The following is a 21,290-nucleotide window of genomic DNA, read 5'->3' as shown; positions in this document are numbered from 1 at the left end:
AGATTTTTAAATAAAGGCAGATAATGATAGACATAAACGAAATTCTCTCCATCCTACCTCATCGTTTTCCGTTTTTGCTGATAGATCGCGTCGAAGAGCTCAGCATAGGCGAAAGCATCAAGGCCTATAAAAACGTAACCTACAACGAGCAGATCTTTCAGGGCCACTTCCCGGGGCATCCGATCTATCCGGGCGTAATGATCATCGAGGGCTTAGCGCAGGCAGGCGGCGTGCTGGCGTTTAAGAGCATGGAGAAAGACGGCGTCGATCTAAGCGACAAGGTCGTGTATTTTATGAGTATCGACAACGCTAAATTTAGAAACCCGGTTCGCCCAGGCGACAAGCTTGAATATCGCATCAGCGTAATCAAACACCGCGGACGCATCTGGGTGCTAAAGGGCGAAGCCTACATCAACGACGGCGCCACACTGGCCGCACAGGCGGAACTTCAAGCGATGATAATGGATAAATAATGGCTAAAGTTCACCACACGGCGATCATCGAGGACGGCGCGCAGATCGGAGCCAAGGTTGTGATCGAGCCGTATGCTTTCATAAGCGCGCAGGCTAAAATCGGCGACGGCTGCACAATCAAGCAGGGGGCGCGCATCATCGGCGATACGCAAATCGGCGAGGGCTCTAAAATTTTTTCATACGCGATCGTGGGCGAAATTCCACAAGATATGAGCTTTGAAGAGGGCGAGCGCACGGGGTTAGTCATCGGCAAAAACGCTACGATTCACGAGTTTTGCACGATTAGCTCGGGCTCGCATAAGGGCGACGGATTTACGCGCATCGGCGATAATCTCTTTATGATGGCGTATTGCCACATCGCGCACGATTGCGTGCTGGGAAGCAACATAATCCTAGCAAACAACGCTACGCTCGCAGGTCATGTCGTAATGGGCGATTATGCCGTTATCGGCGGGCTTACCCCCGTGCATCAATTCGTTCAGATCGGCGAGAGCTGCATGATCGCAGGGGCTAGCGCGCTTAGCCAGGACGTGGTGCCGTTTTGCTTAGCCGAGGGGAATCGCGCCTATATCCGCGGGTTAAATTTAACGGGCATCCGCCGCCGCTTCGATAAAGAGACGGTCGAGACGATAAATCGAGCGTATAAATTTTTATTTAACCAAGGCACGGGCTTAAAGGAGCAGGCGCAGATCCTTTTAGCCGAAACGAGCGATCAAAACGTGCGCAAGATGTGCGAGTTTATAATCAACACAAAACGCGGAATTCCGCTAGATAAGGGTAAAATTTAATGGCAAATAAGTGCAGTTTTTGCGGTGAGACGGGCGCGGACGGACGTCGTATCTATCCTAACGACGACGGTACGGCGGCTATCTGCAGCTATTGTATCGATATGGCATACGCCGCTATCCACGGCAGCGAGGGTCAAAATGAGGCGATACAAAATCAAAATAAAGAGATCGATTTCGAGGCTATCAAGCCAAAGGCGCTGATGGAGGTTCTTAACCGCTACGTTATCGGCCAGGAGCGCGCTAAGAAAATTTTTAGCGTCGGCGTTTACAACCACTATAAAAGAATTTTCAGACAGACCGACGCGAAGGGCGACGATACCGAAATTTCAAAATCAAATATCTTGCTTATCGGCCCTACCGGCAGCGGCAAGACGCTTATGGCGCAGACCTTGGCGCGATTTTTGGATGTACCGATTGCTATTAGCGACGCTACGAGCCTAACGGAAGCGGGCTACGTCGGTGAGGACGTAGAAAATATCCTCACCCGCCTTTTACAGGCTGCGGATGGCGACGTAGAGAAGGCGCAGCGCGGTATCGTTTTCGTAGATGAGATCGATAAGATCGCGCGAATGAGCGAAAACCGCAGCATCACGCGCGACGTAAGCGGCGAAGGGGTACAGCAAGCGCTTCTTAAGATCATCGAAGGAAGCGTCGTAAATATCCCTCCAAAGGGCGGTCGCAAGCATCCAAATCAGGACTTCATCCAGATCGATACGACAAATATTTTGTTCGTCTGCGGCGGCGCGTTCGATGGGCTAAACGAGATCATCAACCGCCGCATCGGGCAGAACGTGTTAGGGTTTAACCAAACCAAGCGCAGCAAAAAAGAGAGTTTAAATTTACTAAACATGGTCGAGGCCGACGATCTGGTGCATTACGGCATAATTCCCGAGCTCATCGGGCGCTTGCATGTAGTGGCTACGCTAAATGAGATCGACGAAAAGGCGATGGTTAGAATTTTAACCGAGCCGAAAAACGCGATCTTAAAACAATATCAAAAGCTCTTTGCGATAGACGGCGCAAATTTAAAATTTGACGACGACGCGCTAAGGGAGGTCGCGAGCCTTGCGATTAAGCGCAAAACCGGTGCGCGCGGACTTCGTAGCATAATTGAGGAGATCATGATCGATATTATGTTTGATCTGCCTGAGCTTAAGGGCTATGACGTCATCATATCCAAAGAGGTCGTAGACGGCGTATCCAAGCCGATACTTGTAAAACAAAATTTAACTGCATAAAGGGGATAAATGTTACTTGATTCGATTCTAGGATTATTTTCTAGGGATATGGGCATCGATCTAGGCACGGCAAACACGCTCGTGCTGCTAAAAGATAAAGGCATCATCATCAACGAACCGAGCGTCGTCGCGGTACAAAACGAACGCTACGGCAAGCAAAGGATCATCGCCGTGGGCGCCGAGGCTAAAGAGATGCTAGGACGCACTCCTGGCGATATCGAAGCGGTGCGCCCGATGAAGGACGGCGTTATTGCGGATTTTGATATGACGGAGAAGATGATTAGGTATTTCATCGAAAAGACCCACAAGCGCCGCTTTTTCGTAAGCCCGCGCATCATCATCTCCGTACCTTACGGGCTAACTCAGGTCGAACGTAAAGCCGTGCGCGAAAGCGCGATGATAGCGGGCGCACGCGAGGTTTATCTAATCGAAGAGCCGATGGCTGCAGCGATCGGAGCGGGCCTTCCCGTAAATGAAGCGCGCGGGTCGCTGGTCGTGGATATTGGCGGGGGTACCACCGAGATCGGCGTCATCTCGCTAGGCGGTATCATCAGCGCCAAATCCGTTCGCGTCGCGGGTGATAAGATCGACGCAAGCATCGTTAATTACGTCAAAGAAAAATATAGCCTGCTTATCTCGGAGCGCGCCGCCGAGGAGATCAAGATCAAAATCGGCACGGCGGTACAGCAGCAAAAAGATCTTACATACACGGTCAAAGGAAAAGACCAGATCAGCGGGCTTTTAAGCTCGGTCGATCTTACGAGCGAGGACGTTAGAGAGGCGATCAAAGACTCGATCAGAGAGATTGCGGACGCGCTGAAATTTGTGCTAGAGAGCATTCAGCCGGAAGTCGCCGCCGACATCGTTGAAAACGGCGTCGTGCTAACGGGCGGCGGCGCGCTTATTCGCGGATTAGATAAATATCTAAGCGACACCGTAAAGCTTCCGGTTTTTGTCGCGGACGAGCCGCTACTGTGCGTCGCAAACGGCACAGGAAAAGCCCTAGAAGAGATCAAATCGCTAAAACAAGCGGCAAATGACTAATCTCAAACTCCTCCTCGTCGCGGTTTTGCTGGTAGCCGTTTCGTTAACGTTCGGCTCGTATATCCACGGTAAATTTATCGGATTTGCAGGAGGAATTTTAGAGGTTTATTACAGCGTGAGCGATCGGGTAAAAAGCGCCGTGAACGAGCATTTTAACCAGGCAGAGACGATCAAAGCTCTACGAGAAGAAAACGCCGAGCTAAAAAAATCGGCGATGCTACTTAGCACGTTCGCGGGCGAGCTGAATAAAATTTTGATAGATAAAAATAGCTCCGTTTACGAGCCTAAAGTCCAGCTCGTAAAGGCGCTGAGCTATGCGAATCTAAACGACTACAACAAATTCTTCGTAAATTTTGAAAATTTTAACCCAAACAAAATTTACGGTCTCATCAGCGAGGGCAAGACCGCAGGGATTTTAGTAAATAAAGACGGGCGCCCGCTTGCGATCTTACAGCGCGACGAAAAGAGCAATTTCTCCGTTTTCATAGGAGATGCTCAAATTCCTGGCGTCGCAGGCGGCGAAAATAACGAGCTCGTAGTCAGATACATCCCGCAATGGCTCGATCCCAAGGTAGGTGATGAGGTGCTTACCAGCGGCAAGGACGGGATTTTTTTTGCCGGCGTGCCGGTAGGAAAGGTTAAAGAAATTCAAAACGGGAAGCTATACAAAAGCGCCGTCGTAGAGCCCTACGTGAGCTCCGAGATGCCGGCGTTTTTGTATGTCGTTACAAAGGAAAATTGATGCCTAAAAGAGATGATATTAAGACGATTTTACTGATCGGCAGCGGTCCGATCGTAATCGGTCAGGCGTGCGAGTTCGATTACAGCGGCACGCAGGCGGCTAAGACGCTAAAGAGCCTCGGATACCGCGTAGTGCTAATAAACTCTAACCCCGCTACCATTATGACCGATCCCGATTTTGCCGACGCTACCTATATAGAGCCGATCACCAAAGAGAGCATTTTGCGTATCATAAAGCGCGAGGGCGTCGATGCGATCCTGCCTACGATGGGCGGACAGGTCGCGCTAAACGTCGCGATGGAGGCTTACGAAAGCGGCGAGCTAGCGGGGGTAAAATTTCTAGGCGCCAAGCCTGAAGCGATAAAAAAAGGCGAGGATAGGGTAAAATTTAAAGAGGCGATGATTAAGATCGGAATGGATCTGCCCAAATCCAAATATGCTTACAATATCGAAGAGGCGATGGCTGCGGCGAATGAGATCGGCTTTCCGCTCATTATCCGCGCTAGCTACACCCTGGGCGGCGCAGGCAGCGGCGTGGCGTACAATATCGACGAGTTTAAAGAGGTCGCGCAAAATGGACTAGACGTAAGCCCGATAAATGAAATTTTGATCGAAGAGAGCCTACTTGGATGGAAAGAGTTCGAAATGGAGGTGATCCGCGATCATAAGGACAACTGCATCATCGTCTGCTCGATCGAAAATTTCGACCCGATGGGGGTGCATACGGGCGATTCCATCACGGTCGCGCCCGCTCTTACGCTTACCGATAAAGAATACCAAGCGATGCGCGACGCGAGTTTTAAAATTTTACGCGAGATCGGCGTGGATACGGGCGGCTCAAACGTGCAGTTTGCGGTAAATCCGCAAACGGGGCGGATGATCGTCATCGAGATGAACCCGCGCGTAAGTCGCAGCTCGGCTCTCGCGTCCAAAGCTACGGGCTATCCGATCGCCAAGGTCGCTACGATGCTAGCGGTGGGCTTTAGCCTGGATGAGATCAAAAACGACATCACCGGCACGCCTGCGAGCTTTGAGCCGGTGATCGATTACATCGTGACTAAAATTCCGCGCTTTGCGTTTGAAAAATTCCCAGGCGCAAACCCATATCTAGGCACTGCGATGAAAAGTATCGGCGAGGTGATGGCGATCGGGCGCAGCTTTAAAGAGAGCATTCAAAAGGCGCTGTGCTCGCTGGAGAAGGGCTACTTCGGTTTCGTGGAATTAAATTTAAGCGAAAAGGATCTTATCTTCGGGCTTCGCAACGCGCAGCAAGATAGAATTTTGTATATCGCTCAGGGCTTTAGAGCGGGCATGAGCGTGGATCAAATTTACGAGCTTAGTAAGATCGACCGCTGGTTTTTGAGCCAGATCGAGCAGATCGTAAAATTTGAAGAGTGCATCGATATGGAGATCATCAACGACGCGGCGCTTCTAAGACAGGCCAAGAGTTGGGGCTTTAGCGATAAGATGATCGCAAATTTGATCAACAAAAAGGACAATCTGGGCCTTACGCAAAACGACATCCATTTTGCCTGCGCCAGGCAGGGCATCAGCCTTGAATACAACGAAGTAGATACCTGTGCAGGCGAGTTTGCTGCGCTTACGCCCTATCTATACTCCAGCACCAACATAACGCCCGCCATCGCAAGTCGTAAAATTTCAAAAGATAATAAAAAAGTCCTCATCATCGGCGGCGGTCCGAACCGCATCGGACAGGGCATCGAGTTTGACTACTGCTGCGTACACGCCAGCTACGCTCTGCGCGATATGGGGATCACCACGATAATGTATAACTGCAACCCCGAAACCGTCAGCACCGACTACGACACGAGCGATATTTTGTACTTCGAGCCGATCGACTTCGAGCACGTTAGAGCGGTCATCGAGGCTGAGAACCCAGACGGCGTGATCGTGCATTTCGGTGGCCAAACGCCGCTAAAGCTCGCCAAGCGCCTAAGTACCGTGGGAGCCAAGATCATCGGCACGAGCGCGCGCACGATAGACGTAGCGGAGGATCGCAAGAAATTTAGCGAGTTCATCGCAAGTATCGGCGTTAAGCAGCCCAAAAACGATACCGCTATAAGCGAAGCCGAAGCGATCGAAAAGGCCGCTGCTATCGGCTATCCCGTACTCGTGCGCCCTAGCTACGTGCTCGGGGGTCGCGCGATGCGGCGCGTGCATAGCGAAGCCGAGCTTAGGCAGTATATGAGCGAGGCGGTGCGCGTGAGCGATCATTCGCCGGTGCTTATAGATAAATTTCTACTTGACGCGACCGAGCTTGACGTCGATGCGATCTGCGACGGGCGCGACGTATATATCGGCGCGATAATGGAGCATATCGAAGAGGCGGGCATCCACAGCGGCGATAGCGCGAGCATTTTGCCGCCGCTTAGCCTAAGCGCGGAGATGATCGATCTGGTAAGTCGCCAAACCAAAGAGATCGCGCTAAATCTCGGCGTCGTAGGGCTTATGAACATTCAATTCGCGATTTTTGAAAACGAGCTTTACATCATTGAGGTAAATCCGCGCGCGAGCCGCACCGTGCCGTTTGTCAGCAAGGCGAGCGGAATTCCGATGGCAAAGGTCGCTACCCGCGTAATGTGGCAAGGGGGTCTGCGCGAGGCTTTGAAATTTTACGATGAATTCGGCGTGCTGGTCGAAGAGAAGGGAATTTTAAAGCCGCGTATCAAAAACCATATCTGCGTAAAAGAAAGCGTCTTTCCTTTCAACAAGCTTGCGGGCGCGGATCTGATCCTGGGGCCCGAGATGAAAAGCACCGGCGAGGTGATGGGCATCGGCGAGAGCTTTGCCAAGAGCTTTGCCAAATCACAAATCGGCGCGAGCAACGCACTTCCAAGCGGAGGCAAGGTATTTTTGTCGCTAGCTGATCACGACAAACCGCGAGCCGTAGAGCTTGCACGCGCATTTACGAGCGCGGGCTTTAGTATCGCCGCTACGAGCGGCACTCACAAGCTGCTGGGAGAAAACGACGTGGAGTGCGAGTTTGTCTATAAAATCAGCGAGGGTCGCCCAAATATCGAGGACAAGCTCAAAAACGGCGAAATTTCGCTCGTCATCAACACTAGCGATAGTAAATCAAACTCTACCGATGCCGCAAAGATTCGCCAGAGCGTACTGCGCTTTAGGCTGCCGTATTTTACGACGATGAAGGCGGCGATCGCCGCTACGCGCTCGATCTGCTCGATAAAGGACGACTCCGCGCTCGAAGTTAAAACGCTGCAGGAGTATCTAAGCGGGGAGTAGTGAGTTGAAGTTTAGCAGCGGAATTTCTCGCTGCTAATACAGTAAGCCCAAGCTTTTACTTATATCTATTAAAAGTTTACTTAATGGTCTTTTGTTGATGTCTTTTTCATCTACATAAACTCCAATTATAAGTCTTAGTAAATCTTCTCGGTTATTAAAGACCTTCCCTTGGTAATTTTGCAAAAGCTCGTCAATATAGCTTTCCGTATAAATTTGAGATTTTTGTATGAGTTCTAATATAAGGTCTTTATGTTTTTGATATATACTAATAATGTGAAATAGCTCAAGAGTATTTTTGATTTCATTTTCGTCCGACTGTTCCAAAGTGTCACATTCTAGTTTAAAATCCTCTTCGCTATAGAGATAATCTGAATTTTTAGGAGTATATTTAAATAGGATTTTATCATTAATCGATGTATCAAAAGGGGAGCAAATATTTATGTTCTTGTTTGATTTTATATGATTGCAAGTGTGGCAACATGGAACTAGATTATAAATGGATATAGCAAAACAGGGGTATTCGCTTTTTGGAAAGAAGTGATCTAATTCTGCAGTTGAAATTATTTGATTGCCCTGCACCTCAAAATTTACTATGTAGTTTCTATTGCAGTATGGACATACCGATATATTCAGATTCTTTATATGCTCTATTCTAATTCTACGATTTATAAATTCTTCATAGAGATCTATATCTTTGTCAAATGTTATATTTTTTTCATCTATATATTTTTTTATGATCTTTAATTTATTAAAGTCCATAGTTATCAAGCTTTCTAAGGTGATAACATTGTCAAATTCTGAAAGTTTTATTTCTTTCAACTGTTTTTCTAATCTGTTTATGTATGATTTCAATTCCGAATTCTTTTTAAGTGCTTTAAATTTTCCTAGAATATTTCCTTTAAATTCGCTTTTAGCCTTATCTGTCATATCTATTTTAATCATTTTCTTCTAGTTCCTGTATTCGCTTTTCTAGTTTCTTTATATCATTTTTTATAATATCAATTTCGTCTATTTTATGAATACGTGCATCATTTAGCATCTGCCTAAGTTTGGCTTTTAAAATTGGCTCACCAATGAGTGATATAATATTCTCACAACCCTTTATTTCGTCGTTATTTAACCATGGCTTCTTTAGTATATTTATGACATTATCTATTTTTTCTTTTGCAAAATTTCCCATCAGTCCATTATTCATAAAAAATGCGTTGGCCAATAAAGTATGGATATTGGCTCCAAAGGTATTTATGTCCGGATAGACTTGTTTGCCATCTTTTAAAAATATGATATTTTCATTTGGGATATCAGATATAATAAAAGGCGAATGCGAGGTTAGTATCAGTAAAAATTTAAGATCTTTAAAATTTTCTAATAATTTTATAATTAAGTTAAATAGCTCCTTTTGCCATAATGGATGTAATCCATTTTCTGCTTCATCCAAGATGATGTTAAAAATTTCTTTGCCATCTTTATGATAAAAATCTATATAAAAAATCAATGAATAAATAAGGCTTAATATAGTTTTTTCTCCAAAGCTGAAATCCGAAAAGTGTCTTCCTGTTTCATCTATGACATCTAAATCGATGAATGAAGGTAGGCTAGATAAGATATCATTTAATTCATCATCGCTTCCGGATTTAAATTTCATCAAATCTAGTTTGCGGTATTTTTCCATAGCATCGATTAATTTAGCTAGCTCGTATACATCTTTATGTAGAGCATTTGAATTTTCTCTAAATAATGAGGTTAGATTCTTCTTATTCTGCAAATGTTCTTCTATCCAACTACTAGATAATAGCTCTCGAACAAATCCTTCAAATTTATTTTTGTCTTTATTTAAAACCCTAGGCTTGTGGTATAGTTCTTGTAACTCTAATTCTAAATCTGATCCTTCGTTTTTAAAAAAGTAAGTTTTTATTTTATCAGATTCGTTATCTTGGTTATTCATAGATATAATAAATGCAAATAAGTATTTTTTTAGCGATTCTATAGATAAAGATAACTTTAATTGAAGTACTATATTACGAACTGTTGCATTTGAAATTCTACTTTCCAATACGCTCTGGTTTAAGGATATTTTTATATTATGAGGTATAAATTCAAGGTTCTTTTTATCTTTAAATATACCATTTAATACTTTTTTTATGCCAATTTCTTTATTATTTTTTATTTTAAACATATTGAGCAAATATTTATTATAAGCTTGTCTTATATCTAATATGCCATTTGTCTTATCGGGGAATAGAAATGCATTTGCAATATCTGTCGGTTTTTGATCATCGCTATATAGCAAATAGGCAAGGTCCTTGTATCTTGTTATAAAAGTACTGGGCATCTCTATTGATGGATTATAAAGAATATTGAAAAATTTTTCTTTTCCTAAATCCTCAGAGTAATTTTTGCTATAATTTGGATTAATTTTAGGCTTTTCCAATCTCGGATTCACATCATCGCTAAGGTATATAAAAAATTTTTCCTTCTTCTTATCATATATTAACAGCCATCCACTCGAAGGGATCTCTGTTCCAGAGCCTCCTTTGTATGCGAGCATAGATAATAAAATAAATTCTACTATACTGCTTTTGCCGCTTCCATTAGATCCTATTAGAGCATTTACTTTTATATTATCGGGGAAAATATCGATATAGTTTGGATTTTCGTCTATAGTTAGTTCATTCTTCTCGTAATCATATTTGCATTTAAATTTCGAACCTAAGTTGAAGCCTTGCTTTTCAATATTTTTATGCTTCTCTATCCAAAGATACACTAGCTCCATTTTTATTGCTCCTTGATATAAATTGATCTTTTTTGCTTAATGTTTCCTTTGATTAATCATCCGCACGCAGCAAAAACGATCTGTTGCCGTCTTGTCCTGCGCCGAGACCTACCGCCGTGTCGCCTATTTCGGGCAGCTCGTCCATCCACACCCGAGTTTCTAAGCTCATCGGACAGAGCTAAATTCGACTTTAACCCTCCGTCGTAGTCGTAAATCAAAATCGAAATTTGCTCGTCGCCGTCGCGGCGCACCAGCTAAATTTGAGCCGCGCGGGGTTCGAATTTCGCGTAGATGATCACTTTTAAGTTCGGTAAAATTTTTGATCGTTATCACCACGAAGCCTTTAAATTTTATCAAAATTTTACGCGCGAGCGGATAAGCTGCGCGCTTGCCCTTGCGTTATCGGCGTTAAATTCTATAAAATTTAATGCATGGCGGCGGATTTTAAAATTTATTGCCTTTTTTGCACTTTAACTTTTGGGGCGGTTTTTGCGCCTTGCGCTTTTGCTTGCGGGCGCTCGATGATGCGGATATTGGCGTTTGAGCGGAGTCTGTCGTTAAACTCGGTGATCGCTTTTTTGCGTTCGGAGGTCACATAGCCTTCGATCGCCTTTTCTTGCACGCTGTCAAAATCAAGCGTACGAAGTCCCTTTTTGTCGTTTACGTAAAACATCTCGTAGCCGTTTCGCGTAGGAATGATCGGCGAAAATTTGCCCTGTTCGACGTTCGTGACGATGTATTTGAGCCCCTCGTCCATTTGATTGGCCTTGAGGGTTCCCTTCATCACATACACGTCGCTTGGGCGGAGCTTTGGATTTGCGCGGATCTTATCGAGTGGAGCCTGAGATTTTGCGATGTAGCGGGTGAGCGTGATGCTATCGAAGGTTGTAAATAATGAGCTATTTTGGCTGTAGAATTTTTTGACATTTTCGGGGGTCGTGCGGTGCTGTACGTCTGCGAATATCGAGCCATAGAGCTTTTCTTCAAGCAGTGTGCGGCGGATATTTGCTTTAAAGTCATCGTAGTTTATACCTTGCTTTTGCACAGCGGTTTTGAGCTGGTCTAAGCTAAGCTTATTTTGATCGGCGATCGCTTTGAGCCTCGCGTCGATCTCCGCGTCATTTACCGCGATACCGCGACGTTTAATCTCGGATTGTTGCAGCTTTTGCCCGATTAAAATTTCCATCGCGGCTTGCGGCGAAGCGCCCGTTAGCTTCTGAACTTTGGCTAGTTCGTAGCCGGTGATCGGCTCATTATCTACCACGGCGATGACGCCGTTTACTACTTCGGCATTTGCACAAATAACACAGATCATTGCGGAAAAAAGCAGTTTCTTTATCATTTTTAACCTTTATTTAGTCTTTTTGCTTTATAATTACAAGATCGCGATTATAACATTAAATGGTAATTTTTGCAAAGGAATTTTATGATAGTAACTCGTTTTGCGCCGAGTCCTACGGGATATTTACATATCGGCGGACTTAGAACGGCACTTTTTAGTTATCTTTACGCTAGAGCAAACGGCGGCAAATTCCTGCTGCGTATCGAGGATACCGATCTGAAGCGCAATTCGCAGGAGGCTGCTAAGGCGATCGAGGAAGCCTTTAAGTGGTGCAATCTGGACTATGATGGACAGATCGTGTACCAAAGCTCGCGCTTTGATCTTTACAAACAATATGTCCAAAAGCTGCTAGATGAGGGCAAGGCATACAGATGCTATATGAGTAAGGACGAGCTGGATGAGCTGCGCGCGCAGCAGGAAGCTCGCAAAGAGCGCCCGCGCTACGATAACCGCTATCGCGACTTTACCGGTACGCCGCCTGCTGGGATCGAGCCTGTAGTGCGTATAAAAGCCCCGCTTAGCGGCACGATAGAATTTAATGACGGCATCAAGGGCGAGATAAAATTTAACGCCGCCGATATTCTGGACGATTTCATCATCGCGCGCTCCGACGGCACGCCTACGTATAACTTCACGGTCGTGATCGACGACGCGCTGATGGGTGTCACGGACGTGATCCGCGGCGACGATCATCTAAGCAACACCCCGAAGCAGATCGTGCTGTATAACGCGCTAGGCTTTAAAATCCCGAAATTTTATCACGTCGCGATGATTAACGGCACCGACGGCAGCAAGCTAAGTAAGCGTCACGGCGCTACCGACGTGATGGAGTATAAGCGTATGGGTTATCTGCCGCAAGCTCTGCTAAATTTCTTAGTGCGCCTGGGCTGGAGCCACGGAGACGATGAAATTTTTAGCATGGAGGAGATGAAGCGCTACTTCGATCCTAACCATATCAGCAAGAGCTCGAGCACTTTCAATCAAACCAAGCTTGAGTGGCTTAATGCGCATTATATTAAAAACTCTGACGACGATGAGCTTGCCGCGCAGCTTATAGAATTCGGCGTCGATATCCGTTCCCATGCAAAAAAACATCTCATCGCGCAGCAGTACAAACAGCGCGCAAAGACGCTAGTGGAGATGGCTGAGGGCATTAAAATCCTTCTAAACCGTCCGAGCTGCTATGACGAGAAGGCGTATAAGAAATTTGTAACCGAAAGTTCGCTAAGCTTACTCGCAAAATTTTCGGATACTCTAAGCGCAAATTTAAATGCAAAGGAGTGTGAGGAAAGGACGATGGAGTTTTTGGACGTAAACGGCGCCAAGCTAAAGGATCTTGCTCAGCCGCTGCGCGTTGCGATCACGGGGGGAAGCGTAAGTCCGTCGATTTTTGAAATTTGTGAAATTTTGGGAAGCGACGAAGTTAAAACGAGAATTTCAAATTTAATCAAAAAAGGATTATAAAATGGCTAAAGTAAACGTTGAAGCGGCTTTGAAGTACCACATAGGCGGTAAAATCGGAACGAATGTAAAAACCCCGTGCGCTACGTCGGAGGATTTAGCGCTTGCATATACGCCAGGCGTCGCGGAGCCTTGCAAGGTGATCGAAGGTGATCACGAGGCCGCGTTTAAATACACGAATAAGGCAAATCTCGTAGCCGTCATCACCAACGGCACGGCGGTTTTAGGCCTGGGAGATATCGGCGCGATCGCCGGAAAGCCCGTAATGGAGGGCAAGGCGGTTTTGTTTAAAAAATTCGGCGGCGTAGATGCCTTCGATATCGAGATTGACGAAAAAGATCCTAAAAAGATAATTGAAATTTGCAAAGCGCTTGCGCCTACGTTCGGCGGTATAAATTTAGAGGATATCAAAGCTCCCGAGTGCTTCGAGATCGAGCGCGAGCTACAAAAAGCCGTTGATATCCCCGTCATGCACGATGATCAGCACGGCACCGCGATGATTACGGGCGCAGGGCTAATCAATGCAGCCATTATCAGCGGCAAAAAGATCGAGGATATGAAGATCGTAGTTAGCGGCTCGGGCGCTGCGGGCATCGCGTGTGCGAAGATGTATCAAAATTTAGGCGCTAAACATATCATAATGCTCGATTCCAAAGGGGTGATCCACAAGGGCCGCACCGATCTGACCGAGCAAAAGAAAGAATTTGCCCTAGATACCGCAGATCGCACGCTAGCGGATGCGATGAATGGCGCGGATATGTTTTTGGGTCTTAGCAAGCCGGGCGTTTTAACCAAAGAGATGGTAAAGACTATGGCGTCGCATCCGATCATTTTTGCGCTTGCAAATCCGGTACCGGAAATTTATCCGAGCGAGGTCGAAGAAGTAAGAAGCGACGCGATCGTAGGCACAGGCAGAAGCGACTTTGCAAATCAGATCAATAACGTTTTGGGCTTTCCGTATATCTTCCGCGGCGCGCTTGACGTAAGAGCCAAAAAGATCACCGAAAATATGAAGATTGCGGCCGCTCGCGCGATGGCGGATCTCGCTCGCGAAGAGGTCCCGGCAGAAATCCGCAAGATGCTGGGCAAAGAGAGCTTGAAATTCGGCAAAGACTACGTTATTCCAAATCCTTTCGATCCGCGCGTATTTGCCGTGATCTCGACGGCCGTCGCAAAAGCTGCGGTAGATGATGGCGTCGCTCGCGTCAAAGAATTCGACGCCGCGGCTTATAAAAAGAGCCTGGAAGCTAAAAAGATATGATCTCTCGCTCCAAATCGGGGCGAGATTAAATTTAAGAGACGCAGATGCAAAATTTAGCTTTACTTACCGATTTTTATCAGCTCAGTATGATGCAGGGCTATTTTTTTACAAAGCCCGATCAGACGGCAGTTTTTGACGTTTTTTACCGCAAAAACCCAAGCGGCGGCGGTTACGCGATATTTTGCGGCCTAAGCGAGGTCGTGGATTATATCGAAAATCTTAAATTTAGCGATGACGACATCGCATATTTAAAAAGTCTAAATTTATTTAAGCCCGAATTTTTAGAATTTCTAAAAGGCTTTAAATTTAGCGGCGAAATTTACGCAATGGATGAGGGGCAGATCGTATTTCCGCACGAGCCGCTGATCCGCGTCAAGGCAAACATTATGGAGGCGCAGCTCATCGAAACTGCGATCCTAAATACTATAAATTTTCAAACTCTCATCGCCACGAAAAGCTCGCGTATAAACTTTAGCGCCAAAAATGATCCGGTGATGGAGTTTGGCTTGCGCCGCGCTCAGGGGCGAAGTGCGGGCATCTACGGCGCAAAGGCCGCGATTATAGGCGGTTGTAGCGCCACATCAAACGTGCTCGCCGCAAAAAAATTCGGCGTGCCCGCGATCGGCACTCACTCGCACTCGTGGATTCAGAGCTTTGATAGCGAGTTGGAGGCATTTCGCGCTTACGCTAAAATTTATCCGAACAGCACGCTTTTGCTCGTCGATACCTACGATACTCTCGCAAGCGGCGTGCCGAATGCGATTACGGTTTTTAAGGAGCTGCGCGCGAGCGGTCATAAGCCGCTTGGAATCCGCATAGATTCAGGCGATCTGGAGTATCTAACCAAGCAGGCGCGTAAGATGCTCGATGCTGCGGGCTTTAATGACGCAAAGATCACCGCATCTAACGATCTAGACGAATACGCGATCGATCAGCTTAAGCTTTTCGACGCTAAAATCGATAGCTGGGGGATCGGCACGAGGCTCATCACTGGCGGAGATAGTTCGAGCCTCGGCGGCGTGTATAAGCTAAGCGGTATCGAAAAAGATGGCGAGATCGTGGCTAAGATCAAAATTTCAAACGATCCGCGCAAGATCAACAATCCCGGCTACAAGCAGGTCTTTAGACTCTATGACAAAGATAACGGCATGGCGCTTGCCGATCTGATCACGCTTGATGGAGAGAGCATAGACGAGAGCGCGCCGCTTGAAATTTTCCATCCGCTTTACACCTACAAGCGTAAAATTTTAACGAATTTCAGCGCGCATAAGCTCTTACGTCCCGTTTTCAAGGAGGGCAAATTCGTAGGCGTGCGCCGCAGGGTAAGCGAGATCGCGCGTTTTAGCAAGGAGCAGAAGAGCAAATTTTGGCTCGAGCACCTTCGCAACGTCCATCCGCAAAGCTACAAAGTGGATCTCTCTCAAAAGCTTTGGGATATCCGAAAATCACTCATCAACGAGTGCAACCTAAATTTAAAGGAGAAATATGTTTAAAGTTCTATCGTGCGCCGCTTTGGCGCTAGTTTTGCTAGGATGCGGCTCAAACCAGCTCCGCCAATCCCCGGATAGCGCTATGAATAAGCAAGCACAGAGCGAAAAAACCATAACTAAAAAGAACGCAAAGACCTTCTATTTCGTCGATGACAAGGGCAAAAAACTTTCGCTTAGCTCAAACGACGATTTCAATACCGCCGTGTTAAAGGACGATAGCGGTAAAAGCTACGATCTTAAGCGTGACCGCGCCGCCGACGGCATCTATATGGATAATAAAGACGGAGTGAGCATCCACTTCAAAAAAGGTGAGGGTATAGTGGAGTTTAGCAAATACAAATCCATCCCGATCACCGAGGTCAAATAAATCCTGAAATTTTTTGGTTAAATTCCGATTTAGCGCCGGAATTTAACCTCTTTTCCTGCGCTAAATTCGGAGAAAGTTATGTTATTAGGCAAAATCGATTATCTAAATTTGCTCCCATTTCACGTATTTTTAAAATCACTTCCGCTGCCGTCCTATGTCAAAAAATCGATAGAATTTAAAAAAGGGGTGCCGAGCAAACTCTGCGCCGATCTTTATTATAGGCGCATAGACGCCGCGGTAATCTCCAGCATCGAAAGCCGCCGCGCAAAATACCGCAAACTGCCTCTTGGAATCGTCGCAAAGCGCGAGGTTTTAAGCGTACTCGTGCGCAAAAACTCGGCGCCCAGGCTTGATCCCGCGTCGATGAGCTCAAATATGCTAGCTCGCGTGCTGGATCTTAGCGGCGAGGTGCTAATCGGTGATAGTGCTCTAAAGGCGCTGCTTTCGCAGGGCAAGGATAAATTCTACGATCTGGGCGAAATTTGGCAGCAGCGCACGGGCTTGCCCTTCGTTTTTGGGCGGCTGTGCTGCGTGAAAAACGAAAAAGCTTACGCGCGCCTGGCGACGAAATTTTTACGTTCGCGCATTAAAATTCCAAGATATATCCTGCAAAGCTACGCCCTTTCGCGCGGCATAAAAGAGCGCGAAATTTTAAATTATCTGAAATTTATCGGCTATAAGATCGACGTCCGCGAGGAGCTGGCGCTGAAAAAATTTATCGCCAAATCCAAAAAATTAAAATTTAATCCGGTTCAAAAGGAGGGGCTATGAAATCTTACATCGACGGCTTGCTGCTAAATTTAAAGCGCGCCAATCCCGGCCAGGAGGTCTTTATCCAAGCATCGACCGAGATTTTATACTCGCTCATACCGCTTCTAAAGCGCGACGAGCGATACGTGAAAAACAAAATTTTAGAGCGCATTTTAGCGCCCGAGCGCACGATGATGTTTCGCGTCGTCTATATGAGCGACGACGGCGAGCCCTGCGTGCATACGGGATATCGCATAGAGTTCAACTCCGCCCTGGGCCCCTACAAAGGTGGACTGCGCTTTCATCCGAGCGTAAATTTAGGCGTTTTAAAATTTTTAGGGTTTGAACAAATTTTTAAAAATTCCCTCACGGGTCTTAATATCGGAGGCGCAAAAGGCGGCGCAAATTTCGATCCCAAGGGCAAGAGCGACGGCGAGATTATGAGATTTTGCCAAGCTTTTATGTTAGAACTTCACCGCCTAATCAGCTCCAATACCGACGTGCCCGCAGGCGACATCGGCGTGGGCGGCCGCGAGATCGGCTATATGTACGGCGCATATAAAAAGCTCACCCGCAGATTCGACGGCGCGCTTACGGGCAAGGGGCTAAGCTGGGGCGGTAGTCTTGCGCGCACCGAGGCTACGGGCTACGGCTCCGTGTATTTTGCAAACGAGATGCTAGCTACCAGGGGCGATTCGCTGCACGGCAAAATTTGCACGATCTCGGGCGCCGGCAACGTTGCGATCTACACCGCCGAAAAGCTCTATCAGATGCAGGCTAAGCCCGTTACGGTAAGCGATTCCACGGGCTTTATCTATGACGCCGATGGAATAGACGTGGCGCTTCTTAAAAAGCTAAAAGAGCAGCTGCGCGTAGGGCTTATTGAATATACCAAAGAGCGTCCCGGCGCAAAATTTACCCCCGTAAGTGCCTATCCCGCAGGCCGCAACGGCGTGTGGAGCGTGCCGTGCGATGCGGCATTTCCGAGCGCTACGCAAAACGAGCTTAATCTGGATGATGCGCGAACTCTTTACGCCAACGGATGCCGCATGGTTTGCGAGGGCGCGAATATGCCCAGCACGCTCGAGGCGGTCGATTTTATGCTCGAGCAAAAGGACCTTCTTTTCGGTCCTGCGAAAGCGGCGAATGCGGGCGGCGTGGCTACGAGCGGGCTTGAGATGGCGCAAAACGCGCAGATGGCGTCGTGGAGCTTCGAGGAGGTCGACGGCAAGCTGCGCGAGATCATGTGTCACATATTTCGCACCAGCTACGAGACCTCGAAGGAATTCGGCGCGGAGGGCAATCTCGTGCTGGGCTCGAATATCGCGGGCTTTCGCCGCGTAGCCGACGCGATGCTGGATCAAGGGCTGGTTTAGGCCTGCTTATCGCGCCCAAAGTCGCAGCTCGCTTTTAAATTTAAACTCTTTAAATTTACAGCAAGCCTTTGAACTACGGCGGGTTTGATAAAATTCCAATCGTTTGCGCCGAGGATATAGCCGCTCATCGCTATAATCCTCTCTGCGCGGGTTGCATTGACATCTTGTGCGCTACATAAATTTTAAATGGTGCTCAGGCGCAATGCGGTTTTAAAATTTTAAGTCGTCGTAGTGTCACTTTTAAATTTAACCGCAAGCGCGCAAAGTCCGCCGCCGCCAAATTTTATCTTTAAATTTGGCGGGTAAATTTTGCCAGTTAAATTTAGCTTTGAAATTTGACGTTTAAAATTTAGCTCGAAGCCGCTTTTAAATTTAGTCTAAAATTTTATCTCAGCTCGCCCGTGCAGCGCGTAAATTTAAACCGAGCACGGGCTGAGCGTTTACCGCATTTTGGCATAATGGCGCAAATTTTATCCAAAGGTTGCAATATGAAAAAATTTATGGTTTTACTCGCCGCCGCGTCGCTGTCGCTCGCGCATGCGGACGTAACGGATATCCTAAAGCAGGGCGCGGACGTGCTCGGTGCGACTCAGAGCGGAAATTACAAAGAGCTGCTCGCTTCCGCTACGAACCGCGCCGTAGCCGAGCTCGCCAAGGGCTACATCCACAGCAAGACCGCTAAAATCGAGCTTCCTCCTTCGCTTAAAGCGGCTGCGAAGCTTGCGAGAAAGGTGGGCGGCGATAAATGGGAGCGCGAGCTCGTCGTGAGTATGAACGATGCCGCTACCAAGGCGGTAAGCGGTGCGAGCAAGATATTTTTGCAAGATCTGAAATCGATGAGCGATGCCGACGTTAAAAAGCTCATCGGCGGCGGCGACACGGCGCTTAGCGAGTATTTGCAGAGTAAATCGGGCGCGAAGCTGCGGGCGGTTTTCAGACCGATCGTAAGTGACATGATGAGCAAAAACAGCTTCGCGACGGCGTATAACGGGCTAAATTCCTTCGCGCAAAACAAGATCGCGGGCAATGAAGCGGTGCAAAACATCGCGCGCGGGCTGGGCGCGAGCGAGTATCTGCCTAAGCAGGGCGAGGATCTGAACGATTACATCACGCAAAAGACGCTAGACGGGCTATTTGCGGTGATGAGGGAAAAAGAAAGCGCGCTTCGCGGTAGCGCCGTCGGCAAAGGTGCTGGGATTTTAGGCAAGGTGCTTCAATAAAGCTCGCGGCGAGGCTTTAGCGTAAATTTCGCCGTATAGCTAGCTGCTTCCTGTTGCTTCGCGCTGCTGCCTGCGTAGTCTAAAGCTGCGCGCAAAGTGCCCGCTCGCGTGAAGCGGCTGCTTGCGGCAAATCATCGGGCGCGCGGCGAAATTTAGAAGTTCGTTTACCGCGCGCTCGCGGCAGATTGGCTTTATACGATAATCTTGCTGCGAAGTTAGTCTGCGAAATTTGAAACTGTAAAATTTAGAAATTTAGCAAGACGTAAAGGATTTGAAATTTTAAAATTTCATGCGGTGTTTAGGTTCGCGTATAGACAGCGTTTATATCTGAAATTTTAAAAAGCGGCGGAGTATCGGAATAGCAGATCTGTAATAGATGAGTGTAAGGATAAAGCAAGAAAAGCCGTCCTGTAAATTCGCTTCTTTCATATCTCTCTTTGTGTTCTGCAAAACCGGTTTACTCATTAGTCCTATTATTTTCCGATTCCATTTTTCTTAATTCTTTAAGCGCTCTATTATGGACATTGGCTTGCTTGCAAACTCTACCTTCAGCAGCAATATATCTTACTAAATTTATATCATTTGTATCGATTGCTATCAATAATCTACCCATGAGCCTTTCCTCTACAAAAAACGTATAATCGCACTTTGCACACAAATTGCTTTCATAAATTATAAATAATAACAAAACTACTACGGCGCAAATTATAAATTTTAATACTTTAACCATATTTTCTCCTTGTGTGTATTCTTCCCGTATATATTGATAATGTCGATTGGCGAGGCATTATATCACTTCTTATTTTTAAATTTAAATCTCTTTCGCTTTATTTTTATAAAATTTTCCAACTCTTTATCGGTAAAATTTAAAATCTCTTTTCGATTTTGTAAATTTATATAAGTATATCTTATGTCGCAGCATCTATAAAAAATATATTTCCAATTTTTAATTAGCCAGTCCGTCTCTACTGTATTTTTATCCGTTTTAAATAAAAACGGCAAAACCCATAAGCCCGCCTTGTAGCCGCTAATTACGATCAATTTTATAAAATTTACTCCATCATCGTCTTTTGCTTTTACTACGATAAAGCTTACATTTTTCTCGTATGGATAGCAGGATTTTCTACATTCGATAATATCTCCGACCTCGATCTTTCCGCGAAATTTCAAGAGAGGAATACTAAATTTTTTCATTAGGTTCCTCTTTATGCGTCTATTGCGTCCGAATTTATCCCTAGGTTTTATCAGTCTGAAACCAGGGATTGTTTCGTCGCAATCTTTTAGTTCATCGCTACTAAGGTAATTATCGGAGCATATAAATACCTCCTGGGGGCTCGCATTGATGCCGAAATTTGCTAAATTACGAATCAATTGCTCCTTATCCACGACAAATCCCGCTTTACTTGATAGCATCTCGCTAGGAAGCTCAAAATATCTGGTATTTTTTAAATTTAAAAGGCAGGGATTTTCTGTCCAGAAACATCGCTCATCGCAGACCATAAGCTCATCGTCGTTAAATTTTATAATATCGCCTCTTTGTAAATCATTGTCGAAGGTTGATATTGGTAAGATGGTCATTTAAAGTCCTTTTTGCTTGCTAGATTAAACATGTTCATAATAAATTTTCGTTATTTATAATCGCTAAATTACACCTCTATAACCACATCCTTATACTTTTCATAAAGCCTCGGCTTTAAAATTT

The 21,290-nt window shown here is 46.2% G+C and carries 19 protein-coding genes; 13 read left to right on the top strand and 6 right to left on the bottom strand.

Annotated features, from left to right (window positions below):
• The first annotated feature begins 23 nt into the window (after positions 1-23).
• From fabZ to carB, 6 genes are read left to right on the top strand one after another with little or no spacing between them, the layout of a single operon-like run.
• Positions 24-473, top strand: a complete 450-nt coding sequence (gene fabZ / locus QZ176_RS08400) for a 3-hydroxyacyl-ACP dehydratase FabZ (RefSeq protein WP_295152775.1) — start codon at positions 24-26, stop codon at positions 471-473.
• Positions 473-1,261, top strand: a complete 789-nt coding sequence (gene lpxA, locus QZ176_RS08395; protein ID WP_295152773.1) for an acyl-ACP--UDP-N-acetylglucosamine O-acyltransferase — start codon at positions 473-475, stop codon at positions 1,259-1,261. The genes fabZ and lpxA overlap by 1 nt, the downstream gene beginning before the upstream one ends.
• A complete protein-coding gene (gene clpX / locus QZ176_RS08390) occupies positions 1,261-2,499 on the top strand; it encodes an ATP-dependent protease ATP-binding subunit ClpX (protein ID WP_295152772.1) in 1,239 nt (412 codons plus the stop codon). Before lpxA ends, clpX begins: the two co-directional genes overlap by 1 nt.
• 9 nt (positions 2,500-2,508) lie before the next feature.
• Positions 2,509-3,543, top strand: coding sequence for a rod shape-determining protein (locus tag QZ176_RS08385; protein WP_005869818.1), 1,035 nt, complete (start codon positions 2,509-2,511; stop codon positions 3,541-3,543).
• Positions 3,536-4,285 (top strand): rod shape-determining protein MreC, encoded by a 750-nt coding sequence (gene mreC / locus QZ176_RS08380; protein WP_295152769.1) that lies wholly within the window; start codon positions 3,536-3,538, stop codon positions 4,283-4,285. Before QZ176_RS08385 ends, mreC begins: the two co-directional genes overlap by 8 nt.
• Complete coding sequence (gene carB / locus QZ176_RS08375) at positions 4,285-7,548, top strand: carbamoyl-phosphate synthase large subunit (RefSeq protein ID WP_295152768.1); 3,264 nt, start codon at positions 4,285-4,287, stop codon at positions 7,546-7,548. The genes mreC and carB overlap by 1 nt, the downstream gene beginning before the upstream one ends.
• A 33-nt stretch (positions 7,549-7,581) precedes the next feature.
• Here carB and QZ176_RS08370 read toward each other — a convergent pair whose 3' ends face one another.
• The 3 genes from QZ176_RS08370 to QZ176_RS08360 all read right to left on the bottom strand — a co-directional run bounded on the left by QZ176_RS08370 (position 7,582) and on the right by QZ176_RS08360 (position 11,663).
• Positions 7,582-8,490: an HNH endonuclease domain-containing protein gene (locus QZ176_RS08370; RefSeq protein ID WP_295152766.1), complete on the bottom strand. Its 909-nt coding sequence runs from the start codon at positions 8,488-8,490 to the stop codon at positions 7,582-7,584.
• The gene (locus QZ176_RS08365; RefSeq protein ID WP_295152764.1) at positions 8,483-10,321 is read right to left on the bottom strand and encodes an AAA family ATPase; all 1,839 of its coding nucleotides are present in this window, start codon (positions 10,319-10,321) and stop codon (positions 8,483-8,485) included. The genes QZ176_RS08370 and QZ176_RS08365 overlap by 8 nt, the downstream gene beginning before the upstream one ends.
• A 451-nt stretch (positions 10,322-10,772) precedes the next feature.
• Entirely contained in the window at positions 10,773-11,663 is an 891-nt protein-coding gene (locus tag QZ176_RS08360) for a peptidylprolyl isomerase (RefSeq protein WP_295152762.1), read from the bottom strand.
• An 84-nt stretch (positions 11,664-11,747) separates the two neighbouring features.
• On the opposite strand from QZ176_RS08360, the gene gltX reads away from it, so the two are divergent.
• From gltX to gdhA, 6 genes are all read left to right on the top strand, one after another.
• The gene (gene gltX, locus QZ176_RS08355; RefSeq protein ID WP_295152760.1) at positions 11,748-13,127 is read left to right on the top strand and encodes a glutamate--tRNA ligase; all 1,380 of its coding nucleotides are present in this window, start codon (positions 11,748-11,750) and stop codon (positions 13,125-13,127) included.
• Position 13,128: 1 nt separating this feature from the next.
• On the top strand, positions 13,129-14,385 hold the full coding sequence (locus tag QZ176_RS08350; RefSeq protein WP_295152758.1) for a malic enzyme-like NAD(P)-binding protein: 1,257 nt from the start codon (positions 13,129-13,131) through the stop codon (positions 14,383-14,385).
• Positions 14,386-14,429: 44 nt separating this feature from the next.
• Positions 14,430-15,878: a nicotinate phosphoribosyltransferase gene (locus QZ176_RS08345; RefSeq protein WP_295152756.1), complete on the top strand. Its 1,449-nt coding sequence runs from the start codon at positions 14,430-14,432 to the stop codon at positions 15,876-15,878.
• Positions 15,871-16,242 carry a hypothetical protein gene (locus tag QZ176_RS08340; protein ID WP_295152754.1) on the top strand — a complete coding sequence of 124 codons (372 nt, stop codon included), beginning with the start codon at positions 15,871-15,873 and terminating at the stop codon, positions 16,240-16,242. The genes QZ176_RS08345 and QZ176_RS08340 overlap by 8 nt, the downstream gene beginning before the upstream one ends.
• 78 nt (positions 16,243-16,320) lie before the next feature.
• A complete protein-coding gene (locus tag QZ176_RS08335) occupies positions 16,321-17,013 on the top strand; it encodes an MqnA/MqnD/SBP family protein (protein WP_295152752.1) in 693 nt (230 codons plus the stop codon).
• Positions 17,010-18,368, top strand: coding sequence for an NADP-specific glutamate dehydrogenase (gene gdhA, locus QZ176_RS08330; RefSeq protein ID WP_295152750.1), 1,359 nt, complete (start codon positions 17,010-17,012; stop codon positions 18,366-18,368). Before QZ176_RS08335 ends, gdhA begins: the two co-directional genes overlap by 4 nt.
• Here the strand turns inward: gdhA and QZ176_RS08325 are convergent.
• Positions 18,365-18,496, bottom strand: coding sequence for a hypothetical protein (locus QZ176_RS08325; protein ID WP_295152748.1), 132 nt, complete (start codon positions 18,494-18,496; stop codon positions 18,365-18,367). The genes gdhA and QZ176_RS08325 overlap by 4 nt on opposite strands.
• 360 nt (positions 18,497-18,856) lie before the next feature.
• On the opposite strand from QZ176_RS08325, the gene QZ176_RS08320 reads away from it, so the two are divergent.
• Complete coding sequence (locus tag QZ176_RS08320; RefSeq protein ID WP_295152746.1) at positions 18,857-19,588, top strand: DUF4197 domain-containing protein; 732 nt, start codon at positions 18,857-18,859, stop codon at positions 19,586-19,588.
• A 457-nt stretch (positions 19,589-20,045) separates the two neighbouring features.
• Here the strand turns inward: QZ176_RS08320 and QZ176_RS08315 are convergent, their stop codons facing one another.
• Positions 20,046-20,318 (bottom strand): hypothetical protein, encoded by a 273-nt coding sequence (locus QZ176_RS08315; RefSeq protein ID WP_295152744.1) that lies wholly within the window; start codon positions 20,316-20,318, stop codon positions 20,046-20,048.
• A 62-nt stretch (positions 20,319-20,380) separates the two neighbouring features.
• Positions 20,381-21,166, bottom strand: coding sequence for an Imm45 family immunity protein (gene imm45 / locus QZ176_RS08310; protein WP_295152742.1), 786 nt, complete (start codon positions 21,164-21,166; stop codon positions 20,381-20,383).
• Positions 21,167-21,290 lie beyond the last annotated feature (124 nt).

Origin of the sequence: uncultured Campylobacter sp., assembly GCF_905373215.1 — a bacterium.
GTDB lineage: Bacteria > Campylobacterota > Campylobacteria > Campylobacterales > Campylobacteraceae > Campylobacter_B.
Note: the sequence above shows the minus strand (reverse complement) of the source record. Positions and strands in the feature narration are given on the sequence as shown.